Source organism: Piscinibacter gummiphilus (genome assembly GCF_002116905.1).
GTDB lineage: Bacteria > Pseudomonadota > Gammaproteobacteria > Burkholderiales > Burkholderiaceae_C > Rhizobacter > Rhizobacter gummiphilus.
Map to the genome: position 1 here is coordinate 5,928,884 of NZ_CP015118.1, position 19,629 is coordinate 5,948,512.

20 protein-coding genes and 1 tRNA gene are annotated in these 19,629 nt (G+C 69.3%); 13 read left to right on the top strand and 8 right to left on the bottom strand.

The features are described 5' to 3' along the window. Positions 1–66: 66 nt before the first annotated feature. Both A4W93_RS27165 and A4W93_RS27170 read right to left on the bottom strand, forming a co-directional pair. Positions 67–642, bottom strand: a complete 576-nt coding sequence (locus tag A4W93_RS27165) for an FxDxF family PEP-CTERM protein (RefSeq protein WP_085753586.1) — start codon at positions 640–642, stop codon at positions 67–69. A gap of 86 nt (positions 643–728) precedes the next feature. Then, positions 729–1,940, bottom strand: a complete 1,212-nt coding sequence (locus tag A4W93_RS27170; protein WP_085753587.1) for an ABC transporter substrate-binding protein — start codon at positions 1,938–1,940, stop codon at positions 729–731. 278 nt (positions 1,941–2,218) lie between these two features. Between A4W93_RS27170 and A4W93_RS27175 the strand changes: the two genes are divergently transcribed. The 3 genes from A4W93_RS27175 to A4W93_RS27185 are packed head-to-tail and all read left to right on the top strand — an operon-like array spanning position 2,219 to position 3,979. Continuing rightward, the gene (locus A4W93_RS27175) at positions 2,219–2,761 is read left to right on the top strand and encodes a cytochrome b (protein ID WP_085753588.1); all 543 of its coding nucleotides are present in this window, start codon (positions 2,219–2,221) and stop codon (positions 2,759–2,761) included. A gap of 32 nt (positions 2,762–2,793) precedes the next feature. Then, positions 2,794–3,357 carry a YceI family protein gene (locus A4W93_RS27180; RefSeq protein WP_085753589.1) on the top strand — a complete coding sequence of 188 codons (564 nt, stop codon included), beginning with the start codon at positions 2,794–2,796 and terminating at the stop codon, positions 3,355–3,357. Positions 3,358–3,406: 49 nt separating this feature from the next. After that, positions 3,407–3,979: a YceI family protein gene (locus tag A4W93_RS27185; protein ID WP_085753590.1), complete on the top strand. Its 573-nt coding sequence runs from the start codon at positions 3,407–3,409 to the stop codon at positions 3,977–3,979. A 105-nt stretch (positions 3,980–4,084) separates the two neighbouring features. Here A4W93_RS27185 and A4W93_RS27190 read toward each other — a convergent pair whose 3' ends face one another. Further along, positions 4,085–5,815 carry an ATP-binding protein gene (locus A4W93_RS27190; RefSeq protein ID WP_169726594.1) on the bottom strand — a complete coding sequence of 577 codons (1,731 nt, stop codon included), beginning with the start codon at positions 5,813–5,815 and terminating at the stop codon, positions 4,085–4,087. Positions 5,816–5,972: 157 nt separating this feature from the next. On the opposite strand from A4W93_RS27190, the gene A4W93_RS30165 reads away from it, so the two are divergent. Genes A4W93_RS30165 through A4W93_RS27215 form a run of 5 tightly spaced genes read left to right on the top strand, consistent with a single transcriptional unit; the run spans position 5,973 to position 9,973 of the window. After that, positions 5,973–6,509 carry a YceI family protein gene (locus A4W93_RS30165; RefSeq protein WP_157782235.1) on the top strand — a complete coding sequence of 179 codons (537 nt, stop codon included), beginning with the start codon at positions 5,973–5,975 and terminating at the stop codon, positions 6,507–6,509. A 37-nt stretch (positions 6,510–6,546) separates the two neighbouring features. Then, entirely contained in the window at positions 6,547–7,827 is a 1,281-nt protein-coding gene (locus tag A4W93_RS27200) for a glutamate-5-semialdehyde dehydrogenase (RefSeq protein ID WP_085753592.1), read from the top strand. After that, positions 7,824–8,570, top strand: coding sequence for a 7-cyano-7-deazaguanine synthase QueC (queC, locus tag A4W93_RS27205; RefSeq protein ID WP_085753593.1), 747 nt, complete (start codon positions 7,824–7,826; stop codon positions 8,568–8,570). Before A4W93_RS27200 ends, queC begins: the two co-directional genes overlap by 4 nt. Further along, positions 8,567–9,145, top strand: coding sequence for a LemA family protein (locus tag A4W93_RS27210; protein WP_157782236.1), 579 nt, complete (start codon positions 8,567–8,569; stop codon positions 9,143–9,145). Before queC ends, A4W93_RS27210 begins: the two co-directional genes overlap by 4 nt. 6 nt (positions 9,146–9,151) lie before the next feature. Further along, entirely contained in the window at positions 9,152–9,973 is an 822-nt protein-coding gene (locus A4W93_RS27215) for a hypothetical protein (protein WP_085753595.1), read from the top strand. Here the strand turns inward: A4W93_RS27215 and A4W93_RS27220 are convergent. Together A4W93_RS27220 and folE are read right to left on the bottom strand one after the other, a co-directional pair. Further along, the gene (locus A4W93_RS27220; protein WP_085753596.1) at positions 9,970–10,401 is read right to left on the bottom strand and encodes a BLUF domain-containing protein; all 432 of its coding nucleotides are present in this window, start codon (positions 10,399–10,401) and stop codon (positions 9,970–9,972) included. The genes A4W93_RS27215 and A4W93_RS27220 overlap by 4 nt on opposite strands. Positions 10,402–10,430: 29 nt before the next feature. Further along, positions 10,431–11,159, bottom strand: coding sequence for a GTP cyclohydrolase I (folE, locus tag A4W93_RS27225; protein WP_085753597.1), 729 nt, complete (start codon positions 11,157–11,159; stop codon positions 10,431–10,433). Positions 11,160–11,267: 108 nt separating this feature from the next. On the opposite strand from folE, the gene rsmB reads away from it, so the two are divergent. From rsmB to A4W93_RS27250, 5 genes are all read left to right on the top strand, one after another. Beyond that, complete coding sequence (gene rsmB, locus A4W93_RS27230) at positions 11,268–12,578, top strand: 16S rRNA (cytosine(967)-C(5))-methyltransferase RsmB (protein ID WP_085753598.1); 1,311 nt, start codon at positions 11,268–11,270, stop codon at positions 12,576–12,578. Between the two features lie 9 nt (positions 12,579–12,587). Further along, complete coding sequence (locus tag A4W93_RS27235; RefSeq protein ID WP_237357631.1) at positions 12,588–13,202, top strand: DUF4390 domain-containing protein; 615 nt, start codon at positions 12,588–12,590, stop codon at positions 13,200–13,202. A gap of 17 nt (positions 13,203–13,219) precedes the next feature. Next, positions 13,220–15,484, top strand: coding sequence for an ATP-binding protein (locus A4W93_RS27240; RefSeq protein ID WP_085753599.1), 2,265 nt, complete (start codon positions 13,220–13,222; stop codon positions 15,482–15,484). Positions 15,485–15,505: 21 nt separating this feature from the next. Beyond that, entirely contained in the window at positions 15,506–16,207 is a 702-nt protein-coding gene (locus A4W93_RS27245) for a response regulator (RefSeq protein ID WP_085753600.1), read from the top strand. 51 nt (positions 16,208–16,258) lie between these two features. Beyond that, positions 16,259–16,334, top strand: a tRNA-Phe gene (locus tag A4W93_RS27250). Positions 16,335–16,468: 134 nt separating this feature from the next. Here the strand turns inward: A4W93_RS27250 and A4W93_RS27255 are convergent. The 3 genes from A4W93_RS27255 to A4W93_RS27265 form a co-directional block, all read right to left on the bottom strand. After that, entirely contained in the window at positions 16,469–17,857 is a 1,389-nt protein-coding gene (locus A4W93_RS27255) for a HipA domain-containing protein (RefSeq protein ID WP_085753601.1), read from the bottom strand. Further along, positions 17,854–18,147 carry a helix-turn-helix domain-containing protein gene (locus A4W93_RS27260; protein WP_085753602.1) on the bottom strand — a complete coding sequence of 98 codons (294 nt, stop codon included), beginning with the start codon at positions 18,145–18,147 and terminating at the stop codon, positions 17,854–17,856. Before A4W93_RS27260 ends, A4W93_RS27255 begins: the two co-directional genes overlap by 4 nt. 208 nt (positions 18,148–18,355) lie before the next feature. Beyond that, the gene (locus A4W93_RS27265; RefSeq protein WP_085753603.1) at positions 18,356–19,510 is read right to left on the bottom strand and encodes a hypothetical protein; all 1,155 of its coding nucleotides are present in this window, start codon (positions 19,508–19,510) and stop codon (positions 18,356–18,358) included. Between the last annotated feature and the right edge of the window lie 119 nt (positions 19,511–19,629).

Genomic DNA, 19,629 nt, shown 5'->3' on the forward strand with positions numbered 1-19,629 from the left:
GGGCGCGGGTCGGGTGGCGGTGTCGCGATGGTAGGACGTCTCGCGACACCCGCCTCCCGGCGGGGCTCAGGCCGACGTGCGCGATTTGCGGCGGGCGGCGACGCCCACCCCGACCAGGCCGATGGCCATCAGCGCCAGCGCCGCCGGTTCGGGCACCGGGGCGGCGATGTTGCCGAAGCTGATCTGGCCGGAGTAGCTGGCCGGCACGGCCCCGCCGAAACCGCTGGTGCCGATCAGGCCGGTCACGTACAGGCCGTACTCGCCGGCGCCGAGCACCGTGGGCGCATAGGTGGCGGTGCGCTCGAACGTGAAGTTGCTGTTGTCCGTGGGCACGGTAGAACCAACCGCAACTTGTACAAACGACGGGTCGCTCGAGTACAGCGTGGACCCGAGGTTGGCCGAGCCGGTGAGGTTGCGGCCGAAGATGTTGCTGACGAAACCGGAGAAGTCGAACGATGCGCCTTCGGCCACCGTGAAGGTGTAGATGTCGTTGATCCAGCCCTCGGCCAGGCCGTTGTTTCCCAGGGTGAAGGTCTGTGCGGCGGACACCAGGCCGAGGTTGAACGTTTCGGCCCGGGCGGGGGCGGCGGCGGCCAGTGCGATGGCCGTGGCGGCGGCGAGACGGGTCGGCGTGAACTTCATGGGGACTGCTCCTGGAACGGTGATGGCCCGCGACAACGCAAGTCGCGGACCACCCCGCCGCCGCCAGGGTCACCCCCTCGCGGCGGTCACTTCCAGAGCGGGCACTTGGACTCGGCCTTCGTGGTGTACGCGTCGTCGCCCTTGATCGTCTCGACGATGCGGTAGTAGTCCCACGGCGCCTTCGATTCCTCGGGCTTCTTCACCTGCATCAGGAACATGTCGTGGACCATGCGCCCGTCGGCCCGCACGTACCCGTTCTTCGCGAACATGTCGTTGATCTTCGTGCTCTTGAAGTGGGCCATGATGCGGTCGCCATCGTCGGTGCCCGTCGCCTTGACCGCGTTGAGATACTGCGCCGTGGCCGAGTAGTCGCCGGCCTGGACCATCGAGGGCATCTTCTTCATGACCCCGAAGTAGCGGCGCGCCCACGTGCGGGCCTCCGGGCTCTGGTCCCAGTACCAGCCGTCGGTGAGGTACAGGCCCTGGGTGGCCTTGAGGCCCAGCGCGTGCACGTCGGTGATGAACAGCAGCAGCCCGGCGAGCTTCATCGACTTCGTGATGCCGAACTCGTTCGCCGCCTTGATGGCGTTGACGGTGTCGCCGCCCGCGTTCGCGAGGCCGAGGATCTGCGCCTTGGAACCCTGCGCCTGCAGCAGGAACGACGAGAAGTCGCTGGCCGACAGCGGATGGCGCACGGCGCCCAGCACCTTGCCGCCGGCGGCCGTGACGACCGCCGTGGTGTCGTTCTGCAGCGAGGTGCCGAAGGCGTAGTCCGCCGTCAGGAAGTACCAGGTCTTGCCACCCGACTTCACCACCGCGTTGCCGGTGCCCTTGGCGAGCGCGACCGTGTCGTAGGCGTAGTGGATGATGTACGGCGAACACTGCTCGTTCGTGAGCGCGGCCGAGGCAGCACCCAGCGAGATGAACGGCTTCTTCTTCTCGGTGGCCACCTTGGCCATCGCGAGGTTGGTGCCGGAGTTGGCGCCGCCCAGCAGCATGTCCAGCCCCTGGGTGTCGAACCACTCGCGCGCCTTGGCGGCGGCGATGTCGGGCTTGTTCTGGTGGTCGGCCACGACGAACTCGACCGTCTTGCCGTTGACCTTGCCCCCGGCGTCCGCGATGGCCATCTTGACCGCCTCGACCCCGCCCGCGCCGTCGAGGTCGGCATACAGGCCCGACATGTCGGTGATCAGGCCGATGCGGATCACGTCGCCGGAAATCTGGGCCCGGGCTGTTCCGGCAGACAGAAACAGGGCGGATGCGGCGACGAGGGTGGTGGCGGTCAGCTTGGGGTTCATGGAATCGCTCCGTGAAAGTCGACAGTCGGAGCAGTGAGCGTACGGGGGCGAAAACGCCACCGGTGTGGCCGTCTCGCCACGAACGGGTATCTCCGGAGAGGGTTTCCACGCGCCTCGGGCGCTGGCACGATGCATTTTTTCTGAACGGTCACAACAAGGCCGGTGAAAGCGGGCGCCGCCGGATCCCTCTACATTCCATTCCTGTGCCTTTTGGCACATCCAGGGCCTGCCTTCCGGCACATCCTTGTGACCCTTTCCTTCCACGAGAACGCTCGCGCATGAAACCCACTGCTGGTCGCTACACCTCGATCGCCATCGCGCTGCACTGGCTGCTGGCGCTCGGCATCCTCACGGCCTTCTGCGTGGGGGTCTACATGAGCGACCTGCCGTTCTCGCCACAGCGCCTGAAGCTCTACAACTGGCACAAGTGGGCCGGCGTGACGATCCTCGCGCTGTCGGCGCTGCGCCTGCTGTGGCGCCTGACGCACCGCCCGCCGGCCGACGTGCCGATGCCGGCGTGGCAGCGCCTCGCGGCGCACGGCACGCACCACCTGCTGTACCTGCTGTTCTTCGCGGTGCCGCTGGTGGGCTGGGCCTACAGCTCGGCGGCCGGCTTCCCCATCGTGCTGTTCGGCGTGCTGCCGCTGCCCGACTTCGTCTCGCCCGACAAGGCGCTGTCCGAGGCCATCAAGCCGTGGCACGGGTACCTGGCCTATGCGATGGCGGTGCTGGTGGTGCTGCACGTGGCCGGCGCGTTGAAACACCACTTCGTCGACCGCGACGGCCTGCTCGCCCGCATGCTGCCGTCGTCGGGCCGCTGAACTTATCCCCGCCTTTCCGCACTGAGGACACCATGACCGTTTCGAAACTCATCGCCGCCGCCGCCCTCGTGGCCGCCATCCTGCCCGCCGCCGCCCAGCAGAAGCTCGTGCCGGCCCAGAGCGAGATCGCCTTCACCAGCAAGCAGATGGGCGTGCCCGTCGATGGCAAGTTCAAGAAGTTCGACGCCCAGGTGGCGTTCGACCCGAAGAAGCCCGAGGCCGCGAAGATCGGCTTCACGATCGACCTGGCCAGCGTGTCGCTCGGCGCCGCCGAGACCGAGGCCGAGGTGGTCAAGCCCGACTGGTTCAACACCAAGGCTTTCCCTCAGGCCACCTTCCAGTCCGGCGCCGTGAAGGGCCTGGGCGGCGGCAAGTTCGAGGTGGCCGGCAAGCTGGCCATCAAGGGCGCCACGAAGGACGTGGTCGTGCCCGTGCAGGTCACGCAGGCCGGCCCGAACACCACGGCCAACGGCTCGTTCACCATCAAGCGCCTCGACTTCCGAATCGGCGACGGCGACTGGAAGGACACCTCGATGGTGGCCAACGACGTCGCCGTGAAGTTCAAGCTCGTGCTCACCGGCGTCGCGCCGCTGTAATCCCACCCCCTCCGTTTTCGCTCGTTCCCTTCCCAACCAAGGACAATCCATGTTCAACAAGACCCTGTTCATCGCCGCCGCCGTTCTGGCCGCCACCGGCGCCGCCCATGCCGAGTCCGCCACGTACTCGATCGACCCGACGCACACCTTCGTGACGTTCGAGGCCCGCCACTTCGGCACCAGCACGAACCGCGGCCGCTTCGACAAGAAGGAAGGCACCGTGACGCTCGACAAGGCCGCCAAGACCGGCAAGGTCGACGTGACGATCGACACGTCGTCGATCAACACCGGTGTGGGCCCGTTCGACGGCCACCTGAAGAGCAAGGACTTCTTCAACGTCGCCGAACACCCGACGGCCAAGTTCACGGGCGACAAGCTCACCTTCGACGGCGACAAGGTCAAGTCCGTCGCCGGCACGCTGACCCTGGCGGGCGTGACCCAGCCGGTCACGCTGACCGCGTCGAACTTCAACTGCTACACGAACCCGATGCTCAAGCGCGAGGTGTGCGGTGGTGACTTCGAGACGACCATCAAGCGCAGCGAGTACGGCGTGAAGTACGGCCTGCCGGGCATTCCCGACGACGTCCGTCTGCTGATCCAGGTGGAAGCCGTGAAGCAGTAAGCTTCAAAACACACCGTCATCCCGGCGCAGGCCGGGACCCCGTGCCTTCGATGGTGCGCCCAGGGTCCCGGCATGCGCCGGGATGACTTGTTTTTGAAGTGCCCTTCAACGCTGGGGCAAGTACCTCGCCAGCACCCCGGCGAGGTCTTCGTCCTTGAAGGGCTTCGCGAGGTGGTCGTCCATGCCGGCGGCCAGGCTGTCGGCGCGGTCGCCCTCGAAGGCATTGGCGGTCAGCGCCACCATCGGCGTGCGCGGCCAGCCCTGGGCCGCTTCCAGCGCGCGGATGCGCCGGGCGGCTTCCAGGCCGTCCATCACCGGCATCTGGCAGTCGAGCAGCACGAGGTCGGGACGGCCGCTGCGGAACGCCTCGACGGCCTGGGCGCCGTCCTCCACCACGGTCACGTCGATCCCGAGCTTCTGCAGCAGCGCCTCGGCCACGAGCGCGTTGACGGGGTTGTCCTCGGCCAGCAGGACGCGGCCGCCCAGGGCCTTGGGCGATGGCTGCGGCGGCGGCGCCGAAGGCGCCTCGCCGAGCGGCACGTCCACCGGCGGGTGCGGCAGGTCGAGCTTCAACGTGAAGACCGAACCCTTGCCCACCTGGCTCGTCACCAGCAGGTCGCCGCCCATCGCCCGGGCGAGTTCGCGGGCGATGGTCAGGCCGAGGCCCGTGCCGGCGAAGCGCCGGGTGAAGGTGCCGTCGGCCTGGTGGAACGCGTCGAAGATCACCGACAGGTGCTCGGGCGCGATGCCCACCCCCGTGTCGTGCACCGCGATGCGCGCCCGGCCCGCCTCGGCGTTGTGCTTGGCCACCACGGTGATGCGGCCCGTCTCGGTGAACTTGACGGCGTTGCCGACCAGGTTGTGCAGGATCTGGCGCAGCCGCGCCGGGTCGCCCACCACGAGGCACGGGCGCGGCAGGTGCAGGCGCGTCTCGAGCAGCAGGCCCGCCTCGCTGGCCGGCAGCATCGAAAGCGATACGACGTCGTCGACCAGTGCGGTGAGGTCGAAGGTCTGCGGTGCGAGCCGCACCTGGCCGGCCTCGAGCTTCGAGAAGTCGAGCGCGTCGTTGATGAGCCGCAGCAGGTGCTCGCCGGCCCGTTCGACGAGCGCGAGCTGCGGCGCGTCGGGCTGCTGCTCGCGCAGTGCGCGCGTGAGGCCGAGGATGCCGTGCAGCGGCGTGCGCATCTCGTGGCTCATGGTGGCGAGGAACTGGTCCTTGACGACCCCCTGGCGCTGCGCCAGCCGCAGGGCCTCGGCCCGCTCCTCGGCGATGCGGTCGGTCACGAAGCGCAGGCGCAGCAGTTCGTGGATGCGGCGCTCCGAGTACCGGGTCTCGATCAGCAGCAACACGATGTAGACGGACAGGCCGGCGCCGACGAAACGGCCCGAGCGGTCGCCCATCCACAGCGCCAGCAGCACGAGCGGCAGCAGCATCGAGACCACGAAGGTGGCCGACGCCCGGAAGCTCGACTGCAGCACGAAGATGCCGATGGACGCGACGCCGACGATGGAGGTCAGCATCAGAACCGAGACCGTGGGCAGGTCGAGCGGGATCACCCAGAGCCCGATGACCGCCCACGCGAAGCCGTCCACGCCCAGGCCCGCCACGAAGGCGTGGTCCCAGAACGGGCGGCCCTGGTCGTCCGAGGCGCGGTACCGCAGGTTGAGCACGAGCCGGACCGCCGACACGAGGAAGCGCAACGCCACCCAGGCCCAGACGCCCGCGGCGGACACGTACGGCAGCAGGCCCATCGCCAGCAGCAGCGCGAACCCCGCGCCCGCCCAGTTCACCATCTGCGAACGGCGGTACAGCAGCTCGGTCTGCGCTTCGCGCACCCGACGATCCAGGTCACCGTCGCGGTCTCCCACCGACACCCCAGGTGACGTAAATTCGGTCATCGATGGCCTTTCGAGCCGCGTCATGTCATTCGTTTCCCATTATCTCGACCACCGCCGACGTGAAAAGGCTTTCTTCGTCGCCCTTTTGGTGGGGTTGGGCCCTGTCTGCGCCGCCCAAGCACAAAGCCTGCCCTGGCAGCTCGATCCGCAGCACACGCAGGTCTGGTGGGAGGTGAAACACTTCGGCACGTCCACCCACCGCGGACGCTTCGACGCCGTCGAGGGGCAACTGCGGTACGACCGGGCGACGGGCGCCGGCGAACTGTCGGTCACGGTGAACACCGCCTCGGTCACGAGCGGGGTGGTGCCGCTCGACGGCATCCTGCGAGGTGAGTACTTCTTCGCGTCGAAGGACTACCCGAAGGCCTACTACGTGTCCCGGAAGTTCCGCACCGAGGGCGGCCGCCTCGTGGCCCTGGACGGCGAGCTGACGCTGCGCGACAAGTCGACGTCCTTCACCCTCCACGCCGTCCGCTTCGGCTGCTACACCCCGCCGGAGTCCACCCGCGAGGTGTGCGGGGGCGACTTCGAGGGGGAACTGCGCCGCAGCGAATTCGGCATGACCTACGGCTGGCCCTTCGTGGAGGACCGGGTGAAGCTCGTCGTCCAAGTCGAGGCCGCAGCCCCCTGATTCCCCGTCGGCCCCTTGTTTTTGGGACAATGCGGGGATGACCTCCACCGATCTCCAGGCCACCATCGCCCACATGGGTGCGGCGGCCCGCGCCGCCGCCACGAAGATGGCCGCCGCCTCCACGGCCTCGAAGAACGAGGCGCTGCGGGCACTCGCCCGCCTGCTGCGCGGCGATTCCGCCCCGCTCGCCGAGGCCAACGCCCGTGACATCGCCGCCGCCGAGGCCGCCGGCCTGGCCGCGCCGCTGGTGGACCGGCTGCGCCTCACGCCGAAGGTGCTGGCCACCGTCGCCGAGGGCTGCGACCAGATCGCCGCCATGCCCGACCCGGTGGGCGAGATCACGAACCTGCGCCGCCGCCCCACGGGCATCAGCGTGGGCCAGATGCGCGTGCCGCTCGGCGTGTTCGGCATGATCTACGAGAGCCGCCCGAACGTCACCATCGAGGCCGCGTCGCTCGCCATCAAGAGCGGCAACGCCTGCATCCTGCGCGGCGGCTCGGAGGCCATCCATTCGAACCTCGCGCTGTGGAAACTCGTGCAGGCCGCGCTCGACGAGGCGGGCCTGCCGCGCGACGGCGTGCAGCTGGTGCAGACCACCGACCGCGCCGCGGTGGGTTTCCTGATCCAGTCGCCCGAGTCGGTCGACGTGATCATCCCGCGCGGCGGCAAGAGCCTGATCGAACGCATCAGCCGCGAGGCCAAGGTGCCGGTCATCAAGCACCTCGACGGCAACTGCCACACCTTCGTCGACGCCACGGCCGACCTCGACCTCGCGGTCAGGGTCACCGACAACGCGAAGACGCAGAAGTACAGCCCCTGCAACGCCACCGAGTCGCTGCTCGTGCACGAGGCCGTCGCGGCCGCGTTCCTGCCGCGCATCGGGGCCGTGTTCGCGGCCAAGGGCGTGGAGATGCGCGGTGACGCCGCGTCCGTCGCGCTGCTGTCGAAGGTGCCGGGCGCGAACGTCGTGGCCGCCACCGAGCAGGACTGGTCCGAGGAGTACCTTGCCGCCATCATCAGCGTGAAGGTGGTGTCGGGCATCGACGAGGCCATCGCCCACGTCAACCGCTACGGCTCGCACCACACCGACGCCATCCTCACCGAACACCACTCGAACGCGATGCGCTTCCTGCGCGAGGTGGACTCGGCGAGCGTGATGGTCAACGCCAGCACCCGGTTCGCCGACGGCTTCGAGTACGGCCTGGGCGCCGAGATCGGCATCAGCACCGACAAGTTCCACGCCCGCGGCCCGGTGGGCCTCGAAGGCCTCACGTCGATGAAGTGGGTGGTGCTGGGCCAGGGCGAAGTGCGGCAATGAAACCCTCGCGCCGGGCGCTCGTGCTCTTCTCGGGCGGACAGGACTCCACGGCCTGCCTCGCGTGGGCGCTCGAACACCACGACCACGTCGAGACCATCGGCTTCGACTACGGCCAGCGGCACTCGGTCGAACTCCAGTGCCGCACCGCGGTGCGCGCGCAGATCGTGGCGAACTTCCCGCGCTGGGCGCCCCGCCTGGGTGACGACCACCTGCTCGACCTGTCCCTGCTGGGCCAGATCTCCGACACCGCGCTCACGTCCGAGCGCGAACTCGAGATGACGAACAGCGGGCTGCCCAACACCTTCGTGCCGGGCCGCAACCTGCTGTTCTTCACGTTCGCAGCCACGGTGGCCTACCGCCGCGGCCTGAACGTGCTCGTGGGCGGCATGTGCGAGACCGACTTCTCCGGCTACCCGGACTGCCGCGACAACACGCTCAAGGCGCTGCAGGTGGCCATCAGCCTCGGCATGGACACGAAGATGACCGTCGAGACGCCGCTGATGTGGCTCGACAAGGCCCAGACCTGGGCCTTCAGCGCCGACCTGGGCGGGGAAGCCCTCAACGACCTGATCGTCGAACACACCCACACCTGCTACCTCGGCGATCGCCAGCAGCGGCACGAATGGGGCTACGGCTGCGGGCAGTGCCCGGCCTGCGCGCTGCGCCGGCGCGGCTACAAGGGCTGGCGCGAGAGCGGCCAGCCCGAGTTCGCCGACACCGACCGCCTGGGCCTGATGCCATGACCTCCTCGGGGATCGCGGCGGCCATCGTCGCGGCGGTGCTGGTGTTCTGGGCGGTCGGGGCCTACAACCGGCTGATGTCGCTGCGCAACGTGATGCGCACGGCCTTCTCGCAGCTGGAAGCCCAGCTGCGCCGCCGCCACGAACTGATTCCCCAGCTGGCCGACGCGGCGCGCGCCGACACGGAGATCGACCCGGACGTGGCCGATGCCGCCGTGGCCGCGCGCCACCAGGCCCATGCGGCACTCGACCTCGCGCGGGCGCACCCCGGCGTGTCCGGCCCGATGGTGAGCCTCGCGATGGCCGAGCAGGTGCTCGAGGACGCGTGCCGCCGCCTCCAGCAGGCCATCGACGGCCGACCCGAACTCAAGCTCGCGCCCGCGATGGCAGCCGCGCGCGACGACCTGCTCGGCGCCGAAGGCCGCCTCGGGTTCGCGCGCCAGATGTTCAACGACGCGGTGGCCGACTACAACGCCGCCGTCCAGCAGTTCCCCACCCGGGTGCTGTCGAGCCTCTTCGGTTTCCGGGACGCCGCCGTGCTGCCTGCGCCGGTGAGCGGCACGCCTCGCACGTCCTGACCGCCCATGGCCGACACGTCCCTCCACCTTCCCCGCGCCGTGATCGGCGACGACGAACGCGAGGCGTTCGCCACGCTGTCGCGCGTGCACGGCCCGGGTGAGCTGCGCGCCACGGTGCTCGCGCTGCTGCTGACCCCCGGCAGCCAGCGGGAACGCCGCGCTTGGCAGGACGAGACCCGCGGCCTCAGCACCGCCAAGGCGCTGCGCGAAACCACGAAACACCTCTCGCGCGCCTCGCGGCTGCCGTGGCTCGAACGCCTGCTGCAGCGTCTGGCCGGCGGCCCGCTGGGCGACCGCCAGTCGCTCGTCGAGGCCGCGCGGCGCGTGATGGCCGCCGACGGCCAGATCCGCCCCATCGACCGGCTGCACTGGCTCGCGCTGCGGCAGGTGCTGGGCGAGGTGATGCCGCGCACCTCGGCGCCGGCCGCGCACAACGACATGGCCGACCTGTCGCTGCACACGTTGCGCGAGGTGGGCCGTGTGACGGCCTTCCTGTCGCGCCTCGTGCCCGCCGGCGACCCGGCCACGGGGCAGGGCTGGTACCTCGCGGTGATGTCGCCGTGGATCTCCGCGCACGAGCTGCCGCCCTGCGTGCCGCCCGACGCCGACGGCTTCGTCAACGCGCTGGCCGAGGTGCAGGCCGTGCCGTGGATGCTGCGCCCGGCCATCGTGCGCGCCTGGATCGACCAGGCCCTGGCACTGAGCCCGTCGCGCCGTCTCGACCCCGACGCCGCGGACGCACTGCGCCTGACCGGCAGCCTGCTCGACTGCCCGATGCCGCCGGAGCTGGCCCGGCACTTCGTGGAGCCGCCGGACGAGCCGATCTAACCCTGGCCCACGATCGAGGCCGTGGCCACCAGCTCGTCGAACAGCGCCATCGAGGCCTTCGCCGACACCGCGTACGGGTCGAGCGTCGCCGTCTCCGAGTACTTCAGCAGCAGCGCCGGGTTCAGGCGCTGCATGTTCACCTGGCCCATCGACCACACCGCGAAGCGGCGTTCGTCGATCTCCTCGTAGCTGAGCAGCACCACGTCGCGGTGCCGCGTGTCGGCGACGATGCGGTTGTAGAGCGTGTTCACCGCCGCGCGCCCGCCCTCCAGCACCTGCAGGAAGACCCCCGACGCCGGGCACAGCATCAGCGCGCCCGTGACGCCCACGGTCGGGTTGTGGGCCTTGGACTTCTTCAGGATCGCGGCGAGCGTGTCCTGGTCGATGGCGCCGCTCGCGCGGCTCGCGTACATCAGACGTACCAGCATGGCGTTCGGTCCTTTCGGTGAAGGGGGCGTCAGTTCCGCTGGCCGATCAGCGAGAGGAACTCGCGGCGCAGGTTCGCGTCCTTCAGGAACGCGCCGCGCATGACGCTGTTGATCATCTTGGAGTCGATGTCCTTGACGCCGCGCCACTGCATGCAGAAGTGATCGGCCTCCATCACGATCGCCAGGCCGTCGGGCTTGACCCGCTCCTGCAGTTCGTTCGCGAGCATCGTCACCGCCTCCTCCTGGATCTGCGGGCGGCTCATGATCCAGTCGCAGATGCGGGCGTACTTCGACAGGCCGATCAGGTTCGAGTGTTCGTTCGGCAGGATGCCGATCCACACCTTGCCCATGATCGGGCACAGGTGGTGCGAGCAGGCGCTGCGCACGGTGACCGGGCCCACGATCATCAGCTCGTTCAGGCGCTCGGCGTTCGGGAACTCGGTGACGAGCGGCATGGGCACGTAGCGGCCGGCGAACACCTCGGTCAGGAACATCTTCGCGACGCGGCGGGCGGTCTCGTTCGTGTTGTGGTCGCTCTCGGTGTCGATCACGAGGGCCTTGAGCACCTCCTGCATCTTCGCCTCGACCTCGGTGCGCAGCTCGTCCATCTCGCCCGGGCGGATGAACGCCGCGATGTTGTCGTTCGCGTGGTAGCGGCAGTCGGCGCCGACCAGGCGGTAGCGGATGCGCTCGGACGCGCTGAGCGACGCCAGCTCGGCCTCGCTGCGGAAGATGGGGGCGGTGGGTTCGCCGGACATGGCTCGTTCCTCGGGCTTCTGAGCCCCGGATTGTGACCGCCCCGCCCACTTCCTGCCCCCGCGGGGTCTCGGGCGGGCCGATAGACTCGGCGGGTGAACACCCCTTCCTTGCCCCTTTCCACCCTGCTCGGGCACACCGCCACCGCGCTGCAGGCGGTGCGCGCCGGCCGTTCGCTGAACGACGTGCTGGACCGCTGCCCCCCTGCGGCCCGCCCGGGCACCCAGGCGCTGACCTTCCAGGTGCTGCGCCGCCTGGGCAGCGCCCAGGCCGCGCGCCGCTTCCTCGCGCCGAAGGCGCCGCCGCCCGCCGTCGACGCGCTGCTGACCACCGCCCTCGCGCTGCTGTGGCCCGGCGACAGCACCGGCGCCCAGTACGCCCCGCACACCCTCGTGAACCAGGCCGTCGAGGCCGCGAAACAGTCCGCCAAAGCCAGCGCGCCGTTCGTCAACGCGGTGCTGCGCCGCTTCCTGCGCGACATGGCGGCCGTGGTCGAGGCCGTCGAGAGGGACCCCGTCGCCGCGCTGAACCACCCGCAGTGGTGGATCGAGCGGCTGCGCGCCGACTGGCCCGCGGCCTGGCGCGACGTGCTGGCCGCCGACAACGATCACCCGCCGATGACCCTGCGGGTGAACGCCCGCCGGTCGACCGCCGCCGCCTACGTCGAGCGGCTGGCCGCGGCCGGTCTCGCGGGCACCGTGGTGGGCCCGCACGCCGTGCGGCTGGCCCGGCCCGCGCCCGTGAACGAGCTGCCGGGATTCACCGACGGCGACGTCTCCGTGCAGGACGCGGCCGCCCAGCTGGCAGCGCCCCTCGTGATCGGCGACGGCCTGCCGCCCGGGGCCCGGGTGCTCGACGCCTGCGCCGCGCCGGGCGGCAAGACGGCCCACCTGCTGGAGCTGGCCGACCTGGACGTGCTGGCCCTCGACAGCGACCCCGAGCGCCTGCGCCGGGTCGACGACACCCTCGGCCGCCTGGGTCTGTCGGCCCGCACGGCGGCCGCCGACGCCCGCACGCCCGACACCTGGTGGGACGGCCGGCCATTCGATGCCATCCTGCTCGACGCCCCGTGCAGCGCCTCGGGCATCGTGCGCCGCCACCCCGACGTGCGCTGGCTGCGCCGCCCGACCGACATCCCGGCGCTGGCCGGGACCCAGGCGGCCATCCTGGACGCCCTGTGGCCGCTGCTCAAGCCGGGGGGCCGGCTCGTCTACTGCACCTGTTCGGTGTTCAAGGCCGAGGGCGAGGCCGGAATCGACGCTTTTTTGCAACGCCAGGGCGGCCTCAGCCTTGTGGGCCGGCCACCTTCTCCCGGCCACCTGCTGCCACGGCCCGACAATCACGGAGACGGTGCGGCGCCCGAATCCGGTGCGTCACCCGACGGCTTCTACTACGCCCTGCTGACCAAACCCTTGCCCTGACCCGCTCGCGTGCACCGGATCCTCTGGCCCTTCCTCTCACGGTGGTTCCGCCACGGCGCCTCGCGCCGGCCGGGCGGCCTGCGCGTTGCCGCAGCGACCGCCCTGTGGGCGCTGGTGCTGCTGGTGGGCGCCGGTGCGGCCCGGGCGGAAGGCGGGGTCAACCTGACCACCTTCGAGCTGGCCCGGAACGACGACGGCCTGCAACTCACGTTCTCGGCCAAGTTCGAGCTGCCCAAGAGCGTGGAGGACGCGCTCCAGAAGGGCGTGCCCCTCGTGTTCGTCGCCGAGGCCAACGTCTTCCGGGACCGCTGGTACTGGCGTGACAAGCGCGTCAACGACGCCACCCGCACCTGGCGGCTGGCCTACCAGCCGCTCACGCGGAAGTACCGGGTCACGTTCGGCGGCCTGAACCAGAACCACGACAACCTGGCCGACGCGCTCGCGTCGCTCAGCAGCTCCGTCAACTGGAAGATCGCCGAGCCGTCCCAGCTCGAGGGCGACGGGTACTACGTCGAGTTCCGCTACGAACTCGACACGAGCCAGATGCCCCGGCCGATGCAGATCGGCATCGGCGGGCAGGCCGACTGGTCCCTGCGTGCCGATCGCATGCGCCGGCTGAATTGACGGCCTCGCCCGAACCCATGAGCAAGGCATCCCGGTGGGCGTGGATCATCTCGCTGGTCGCCGTGATCGGGACCGGCCTCGTGCTGGTGTTCCTGCTGTCGATCGCCACGAACAGCCGCGGCCTCTACGAGCAGCACTACGTCTGGCTGTTCTGGGTGAACGTGGTCGTGGCGGGCCTGCTCACCCTCGTGATCCTGATCGCCGGCGTGCGCCTGCTGCTGCGCGTGCGGCGCGGCAAGTTCGGCAGCCGGCTGCTGATGCGGCTCGCGCTCGTGTTCGCGATGGTGGGTGTGCTGCCGGGGCTGCTGATCTACACGGTGTCGTACCAGTTCGTGGCGCGCAGCATCGAGTCCTGGTTCGACCTGAAGGTGGAAGGTGCGCTCGAGGCCGGCCTGAGCCTCGGCCGCGGCACGCTCGACACGCAGGTCAACGACCTGGCCACCAAGACCCGCCTCGCCGCCGAGCGGCTCACCGACACGTCGCAGACGGTTCAGCCCATCGCGCTGGAGCGGCTGCGCGAGCAGCTGTCGGCGCAGGAGGTGACGCTGCTCGGGTCCAGCGGCCAGGTGCTGGCCACCACGGGCCGCACCGCCCGTTTCGCGCCCGAGCGGCCCACGACCGCGCAGCTGCGCGCGGCCCGCACCTCGCGCGTGGTGGGCCAGCTCGAGGGGCTCGACGAGGACAACCCGTCGACCACGTCGGAGGCCCGCATCCGCGCGCTGGCCTACATGCCCAACAGCAGCTTCTCGCTGAACGCGCAGGACCGCTTCCTGATGGTGACGCAGCTGCTGCCGAGCCAGGTGGTGGCCAACGCGCTGTCGGTGCAGGCCGCGTACCGCGAGTACCAGGCCCGCGCACTCGCGCGCAACGGGCTGCGGCGCATGTACATCGGCACGCTCACGCTCACGCTGATCCTCGCCGTGTTCGGCGCGCTGCTGCTCGCCGTCACGCTCGGCAACCAGCTCGCGCGGCCGCTGCTCGTGCTGGCCGACGGTGTGCGGCAGGTGTCCCGCGGCGACCTGACGCCGAAGCAGGTGCTGGCTGCCAGCGACGAACTGAGCGGCCTCACGCGCTCGTTCGCGGACATGACGGGGCAGTTGTCGGACGCGCGCTCGCTCGTGCAGCGCAGCCTGTCGCAGCTGGAGTCCGCCCGCACGAACCTGCAGACCATCCTGGACAACCTGACCGCCGGCGTGATCGTGTTCGACCGCGAGGGCCGCATCGACACGGTGAACCCCGGCGCCACGCGCATCCTGCGCCTGCCGCTGTCGGCCTACCGCGGTCGGCCGCTGGGCGAGGTGCCAGGCCTCGAGGACTTCGCCGCGGCGGTCCAGCAGCGCTTCGACCTGCACCGCACGAGCCCGGAGGCCGGAGAACGCGACCACTGGCAGGACGCGTTCGACCTGCAGACCCCCACCGTCCACGGCATGGAGCGCGACAAGGTCACGCTGCTCGTGCGCGGCGCGGCCATGCCGCACGCGGGCCGGCTGATGGTGTTCGACGACATCACCGAGGTGGTCTCCGCGCAGCGCGCCGAGGCCTGGAGCGAGGTGGCGCGCCGCCTCGCCCACGAGATCAAGAACCCGCTCACGCCCATCCAGCTGTCGGCCGAGCGCCTGCAGCACAAGCTGGAGTCGAAGCTCGAGGGCACCGACCAGGCGATGCTCGTGCGGTCCGTGGGCACCATCGTCAACCAGGTGCAGGCGATGAAGACGCTGGTCAACGAGTTCCGCGACTACGCGCGGCTGCCGTCGGCCCGGCTGCAGTCGCTCGACCTGAACGCGCTCGCGAGCGAGGTGCTGGGCCTCTACGCCACCGCGCAGGAGTCGGGCCGGCTGAAGGCCGAGCTGATGCCGGGCCTGCCCCTCATCGTGGGCGACACCACGCAGCTGCGGCAGGTGATCCACAACCTCGTGCAGAACGCGCTCGACGCCGTCAACGACCGGGCCGACGGCCATGTGCGCCTCCGCACCGAGGTCGCGCGCAACGAGCAGGGCGAAGTGCGCGCCGTGCGCCTCCAGGTGCTGGACAATGGCGCCGGTTTCCCGGAGAAGGTGCTCAAACGGGCCTTCGAACCGTACGTCACCACGAAGAGCAAGGGCACGGGCCTCGGGCTCGCGGTGGTGAAGAAGATCGTCGACGAACACGGGGCACGGATCCGGCTCGCGAACCTCCCGGGCGAGGCGGAGGCAGGGCAGGGTATTGCCGGTGCCCAAGTTTCGATATCATTTTCAAAATTGGCGCCGGCAGACAGCCCCCCCGCTGTGCTTGCAACCGCTTGACGCCGGGCGCATCGAGGACCCATGGCCACCATTCTTGTTGTTGATGACGAACTGGGCATCCGCGCCCTGCTTTCGGAGATCCTGACCGACGAGGGTCACAGCGTCGAGTTGGCTGAAAACGCAGCGCAGGCCCGGGCCTGCCGCGAGCGCGTTCGCCCCGACCTCGTGCTGCTCGACATCTGGATGCCCGACGTCGACGGCATCACGCTGCTGAAGGAATGGGGCGCCACGTCCCAGCTCACCATGCCCGTCATCATGATGTCGGGCCACGGCACCATCGACACCGCCGTCGAGGCCACGAAGGTGGGCGCCATCGCCTTCCTGGAAAAGCCCATCACGCTGCAGAAACTGCTGCGGGCCGTCGAACAGGCGCTGGCCAAGCCCGCGCCGCGGCCGCAACCGGGCCCCGCGAGCCCGCAGCCCGTGGCCCTGCGCCCGGACGGCCTCATGACCATCGAGACCACGATGATCCCCGCGAACTCGCTGCCGCTCGCCGCGATGCCGCTCGGCCCGCAGAGCGAACAGCTGTTCGAGCTCGACCGCCCGCTGCGCGAGGCCCGCGACGCCTTCGAGAAAAGCTACTTCGAATTCCACCTCTCGAAGGAAAACGGCAGCATGACCCGCGTGGCCGAGAAGACCGGCCTCGAGCGCACCCACCTCTACCGCAAGCTCAAGCAACTGGGGGTCGACCTGACCCGCAACAAGCGAAACGGCACGCTCTGAAACGAGCCTCTTCCGCCACGACCATTTTTCAGGCTATACTCTCAGGCTCGCGGCCAAGTAGCTCAGTTGGTAGAGCAGCGGATTGAAAATCCGCGTGTCGGTGGTTCGATTCCGCCCTTGGCCACCAGGATCGTCATAGGAAGCCCCGTGCACTCACGTGCCCGGGGCTTTTCTACAATCCGCGCCCGATTCCTGCGAATCTGGCGCCCCTGCCAGGGGGAACTCCCTCCCCGCAGAGAACGCCCCCCGGGCGGCCCGGCGCTACAGGTATTCGTCCTTGATCTTGACCGCGTCACTGGCCAGCTTCGTCAGCCTGACCGCCTGGCCAAGCACGAAGTCCCGAAGCTGTTCGGCGAACGCGCGCTCACCGTCGTCCACATAGTCGGGCATCAACGCCTGCGCCGGGGCGTGCGTCGTCGTCAACTTGGCCAGTCGCGAGGCCTCTCGCTGGAGCAGGCGCCTGTCGACGCCGCAGCGCCTGGCGAAGTCGGCCAGCTGAAACGCCGCCACCTCCTCCAGCTTGAACGCGTCGCCCCAGGCCATGGCCAGCTCGTGGTCGATGCCCGGGTACTGCGCCACGCTCACCAGGTCGTACCAAGGTGCGGGTTCCAGCCCTTCGCGGCGCACGAAGAACGAGAAGTTCTTGCCGTGCGCGTCGCAGTTGCCAATCAAGAACTGGAACAGCGCCCACCGGAGCAGGGTCAGGCGCGCGGCGGCCTTGTTGACGGTTTGCCCCACACGGTCGAAGAGCACCTCGAAGCTCACGCCTTCACGGACGTTGCGCACGTGCTCCCCGCTCCCGAGGTTGCGCTCGTACTTGTAGGTGGCGGGCAGGTCCGAGGCCTGGCAGGCGTCGATGATGTGCAGACGCCTGACCTTGACCCCTTGGTCATCTTGCACCACTTCTCGGTCAAAGCGACGGACCACCAGGACCGGCCTGGGCGTTCTGTAGATGGCGACATCGGCCACCGGCAGCTTCATGCGGTGGGCCAAGGACATGCAGAAGTGCTCGTTGACCACCAGATGCGGTGTCACGGGTCGCCCGGGCTCGGGCTCGGGCTCGGGCTTGAGGATGTGTGTCGACGCCAAAGGAGGCTCGACCAGGTACAGGCGGCCGCCGTCGTCCAAGGCACGATCCACATAGACCATCAGCTTGTCCTGGACGCCAGCGATGGACATGCGAACCTTGCCGTCCCAGACCGCCAGCGGAATGTCGTCGCGCTCGTCCAGTCGCTTGTTCAACTCCTCGCGGGTCACCTCTCGCGGCGGCGTGGCGGCGACGGCGGGCTGAACCTCGCCGGGCTGCAGGAAACGGAACGCGCCCGTGGTCTCCGTGCCCAGCGCACTGATAAGCGCATAGATGTTCGATTTGGAGACCTTGTAGGTCGTCGCCGTGATGTCGAGCGCGCGTCCTTCGGGCAGCAGGTTCTCAACGAAACGCTTGACGGCGCCGGCGGCGTAGCCGTCGGCCGGTGGCTCGATCGGCAGCGCGGGCGACAGCGGGAACGAAGCCGGCACCTTGACCCAGTCGGGGGCGTAGTCGAGCGACCAACGGTCGTCCAACGGGGCGTAGCCCAGCGTCGCGACCTGCCGGCCGTCGGCCCACAGGGTCAGCGCATGCGGCGCGGCGGGGGCCTCGACGTGCGTCATGGCTGCTCAGAAGAGGTGGCCTGCGGACGCGCCACCGCCTGCATCCACGGGTGATCCTTCGGGCCGAGCACGAGTGTCAGCCCCAGTCCGTCGAGGACAGTCAGCAGCTTGTCGAGCCGGACCGAGCCCTTGCCGTTTTCCAAGCGGGACAGCAGGTCGACGGAGACGCCGCTCAGAGAAGCGGCATCATCAATTCGAAGTGACTGCGCTCGGCGTCGTGCACGGATGGCGGGACCCACGTCGGCCGGAGCCGTGATGCGCAGGAGCTCGGAGGAAGTGCTGGCGTTCATTTCGGAATTCCCGGGATGTCGGTGGCCATGGCCGTCCGTGGGGGACAATTTCTTGAATTCCGAAATGATGCCACATCATGGCCTTTGGGTCGAATAATTCATCAAACTCCGAAACTGTGTCCATTCGAGTGTGGTGAGGCGCGAAATCACTTGAAATCCGAAACGGCCTCGGGATGGCAAATCCTGCCCGGGCTTTTCCGATTCTTTTCTATCGCACCCTCGGCCCCAGCCGGACGCAGGTCCTCGCGATCGCATGATCGAGGTCCCCGGCCTCGGCATGTCCCGCCGAGATCAGGCGGTCGATTCCCCGGTACTGCTTGCCGAGCGCCTGCTCCTGGCTCGTGGGCAGCGCGTACAGGTGGATCCGGCGCCAGGCCTCCCGGGTGTCCTGGATCAACTCCTGGCCATGGGCGACACTCGTCCCGTCCCGGACCAGGTCCCAGAGCCACAGCCCCAGCATCGCGGGAAGAACCTCGTTCCATTGGCGGAAGTGGATCGGCTTCGGCTGGCCCGATCGGAAGAAGCCGGAGTTCCGGTATTCCTCCCACATCGGCGCATCGAAGGCTTCGCCGTGTTCGTCCTGCAGCGCCTGCTGGATGGCCACCCGCAGGTAGTCCAGGGCCTGATCGATCTCCGCGGGCGCGCGGTGCAGGTCGATGCGCAGCTGAAGGGCCCGCCCTCCCGATGGCGCCTCCACGCGCCGGGGATTCACTTCCTTCAACGTGATGCTGGGTGAGAAGTCGTGGATCGCCGTCCGCGCGCCGAGCAGGGCGCAGGCGACATCCAGGTCCGCGGGCTGGTACATCGGACTCAGGAGGCGATGGATGCGGAGCCTGTCCTCGGGAACCTCGCTCCCCGGGGGCCAGGGCTGGAAATCCGCCCTGGCCCCCGGCTCCGGCAGACCGATGACACCGGACATCGCCCGGTCCAGCTCCAGGCACAGCAACTCCCCGTGGCAGAAGCCGGTCATCGGGAGCAGGCCGAAGAAGTCGAAGTAGTTGAAGCGGTCGAGCAGGTCCTCGACGAGGTCCAGGTGCGCGGCCAATGCCGACAGGGCACGCATCAGAGACTCCCGCACCCGGGGCGGCGAGCCGGCATGCCCCATCTGGTCGAGCGCCACGTCGAACCGGCCCGACCGGAGGGCCTCCCGGCCGCTCCGCCTGTCCACCAGCCAGAACAGATCGGACAGCCAGGCTTCGGGACGAAGGGATGTTCCCAGCGCCTCGACCAGCCCCTTGCGCAACGCGCGCAGCCCCTCGAGCGCCGCCGGATGCTCCTGCCGGAACCGCCGGATCGCACACTGCAACAGGAGGAGGCGGTCGAACTCGGATTGCCGCTGCTGGATGATCGGGTGGTTCGCCATGAGGGACAAGGTCGGCAGGTGAAGTCCAGGTAGACCCGGAACGGCCCGGGTGTACGTGGACGCCGGGGGTGCCCGACGATACCTTCGCTGCCGTCTTCCCACTCAACGAAAGGACCTCC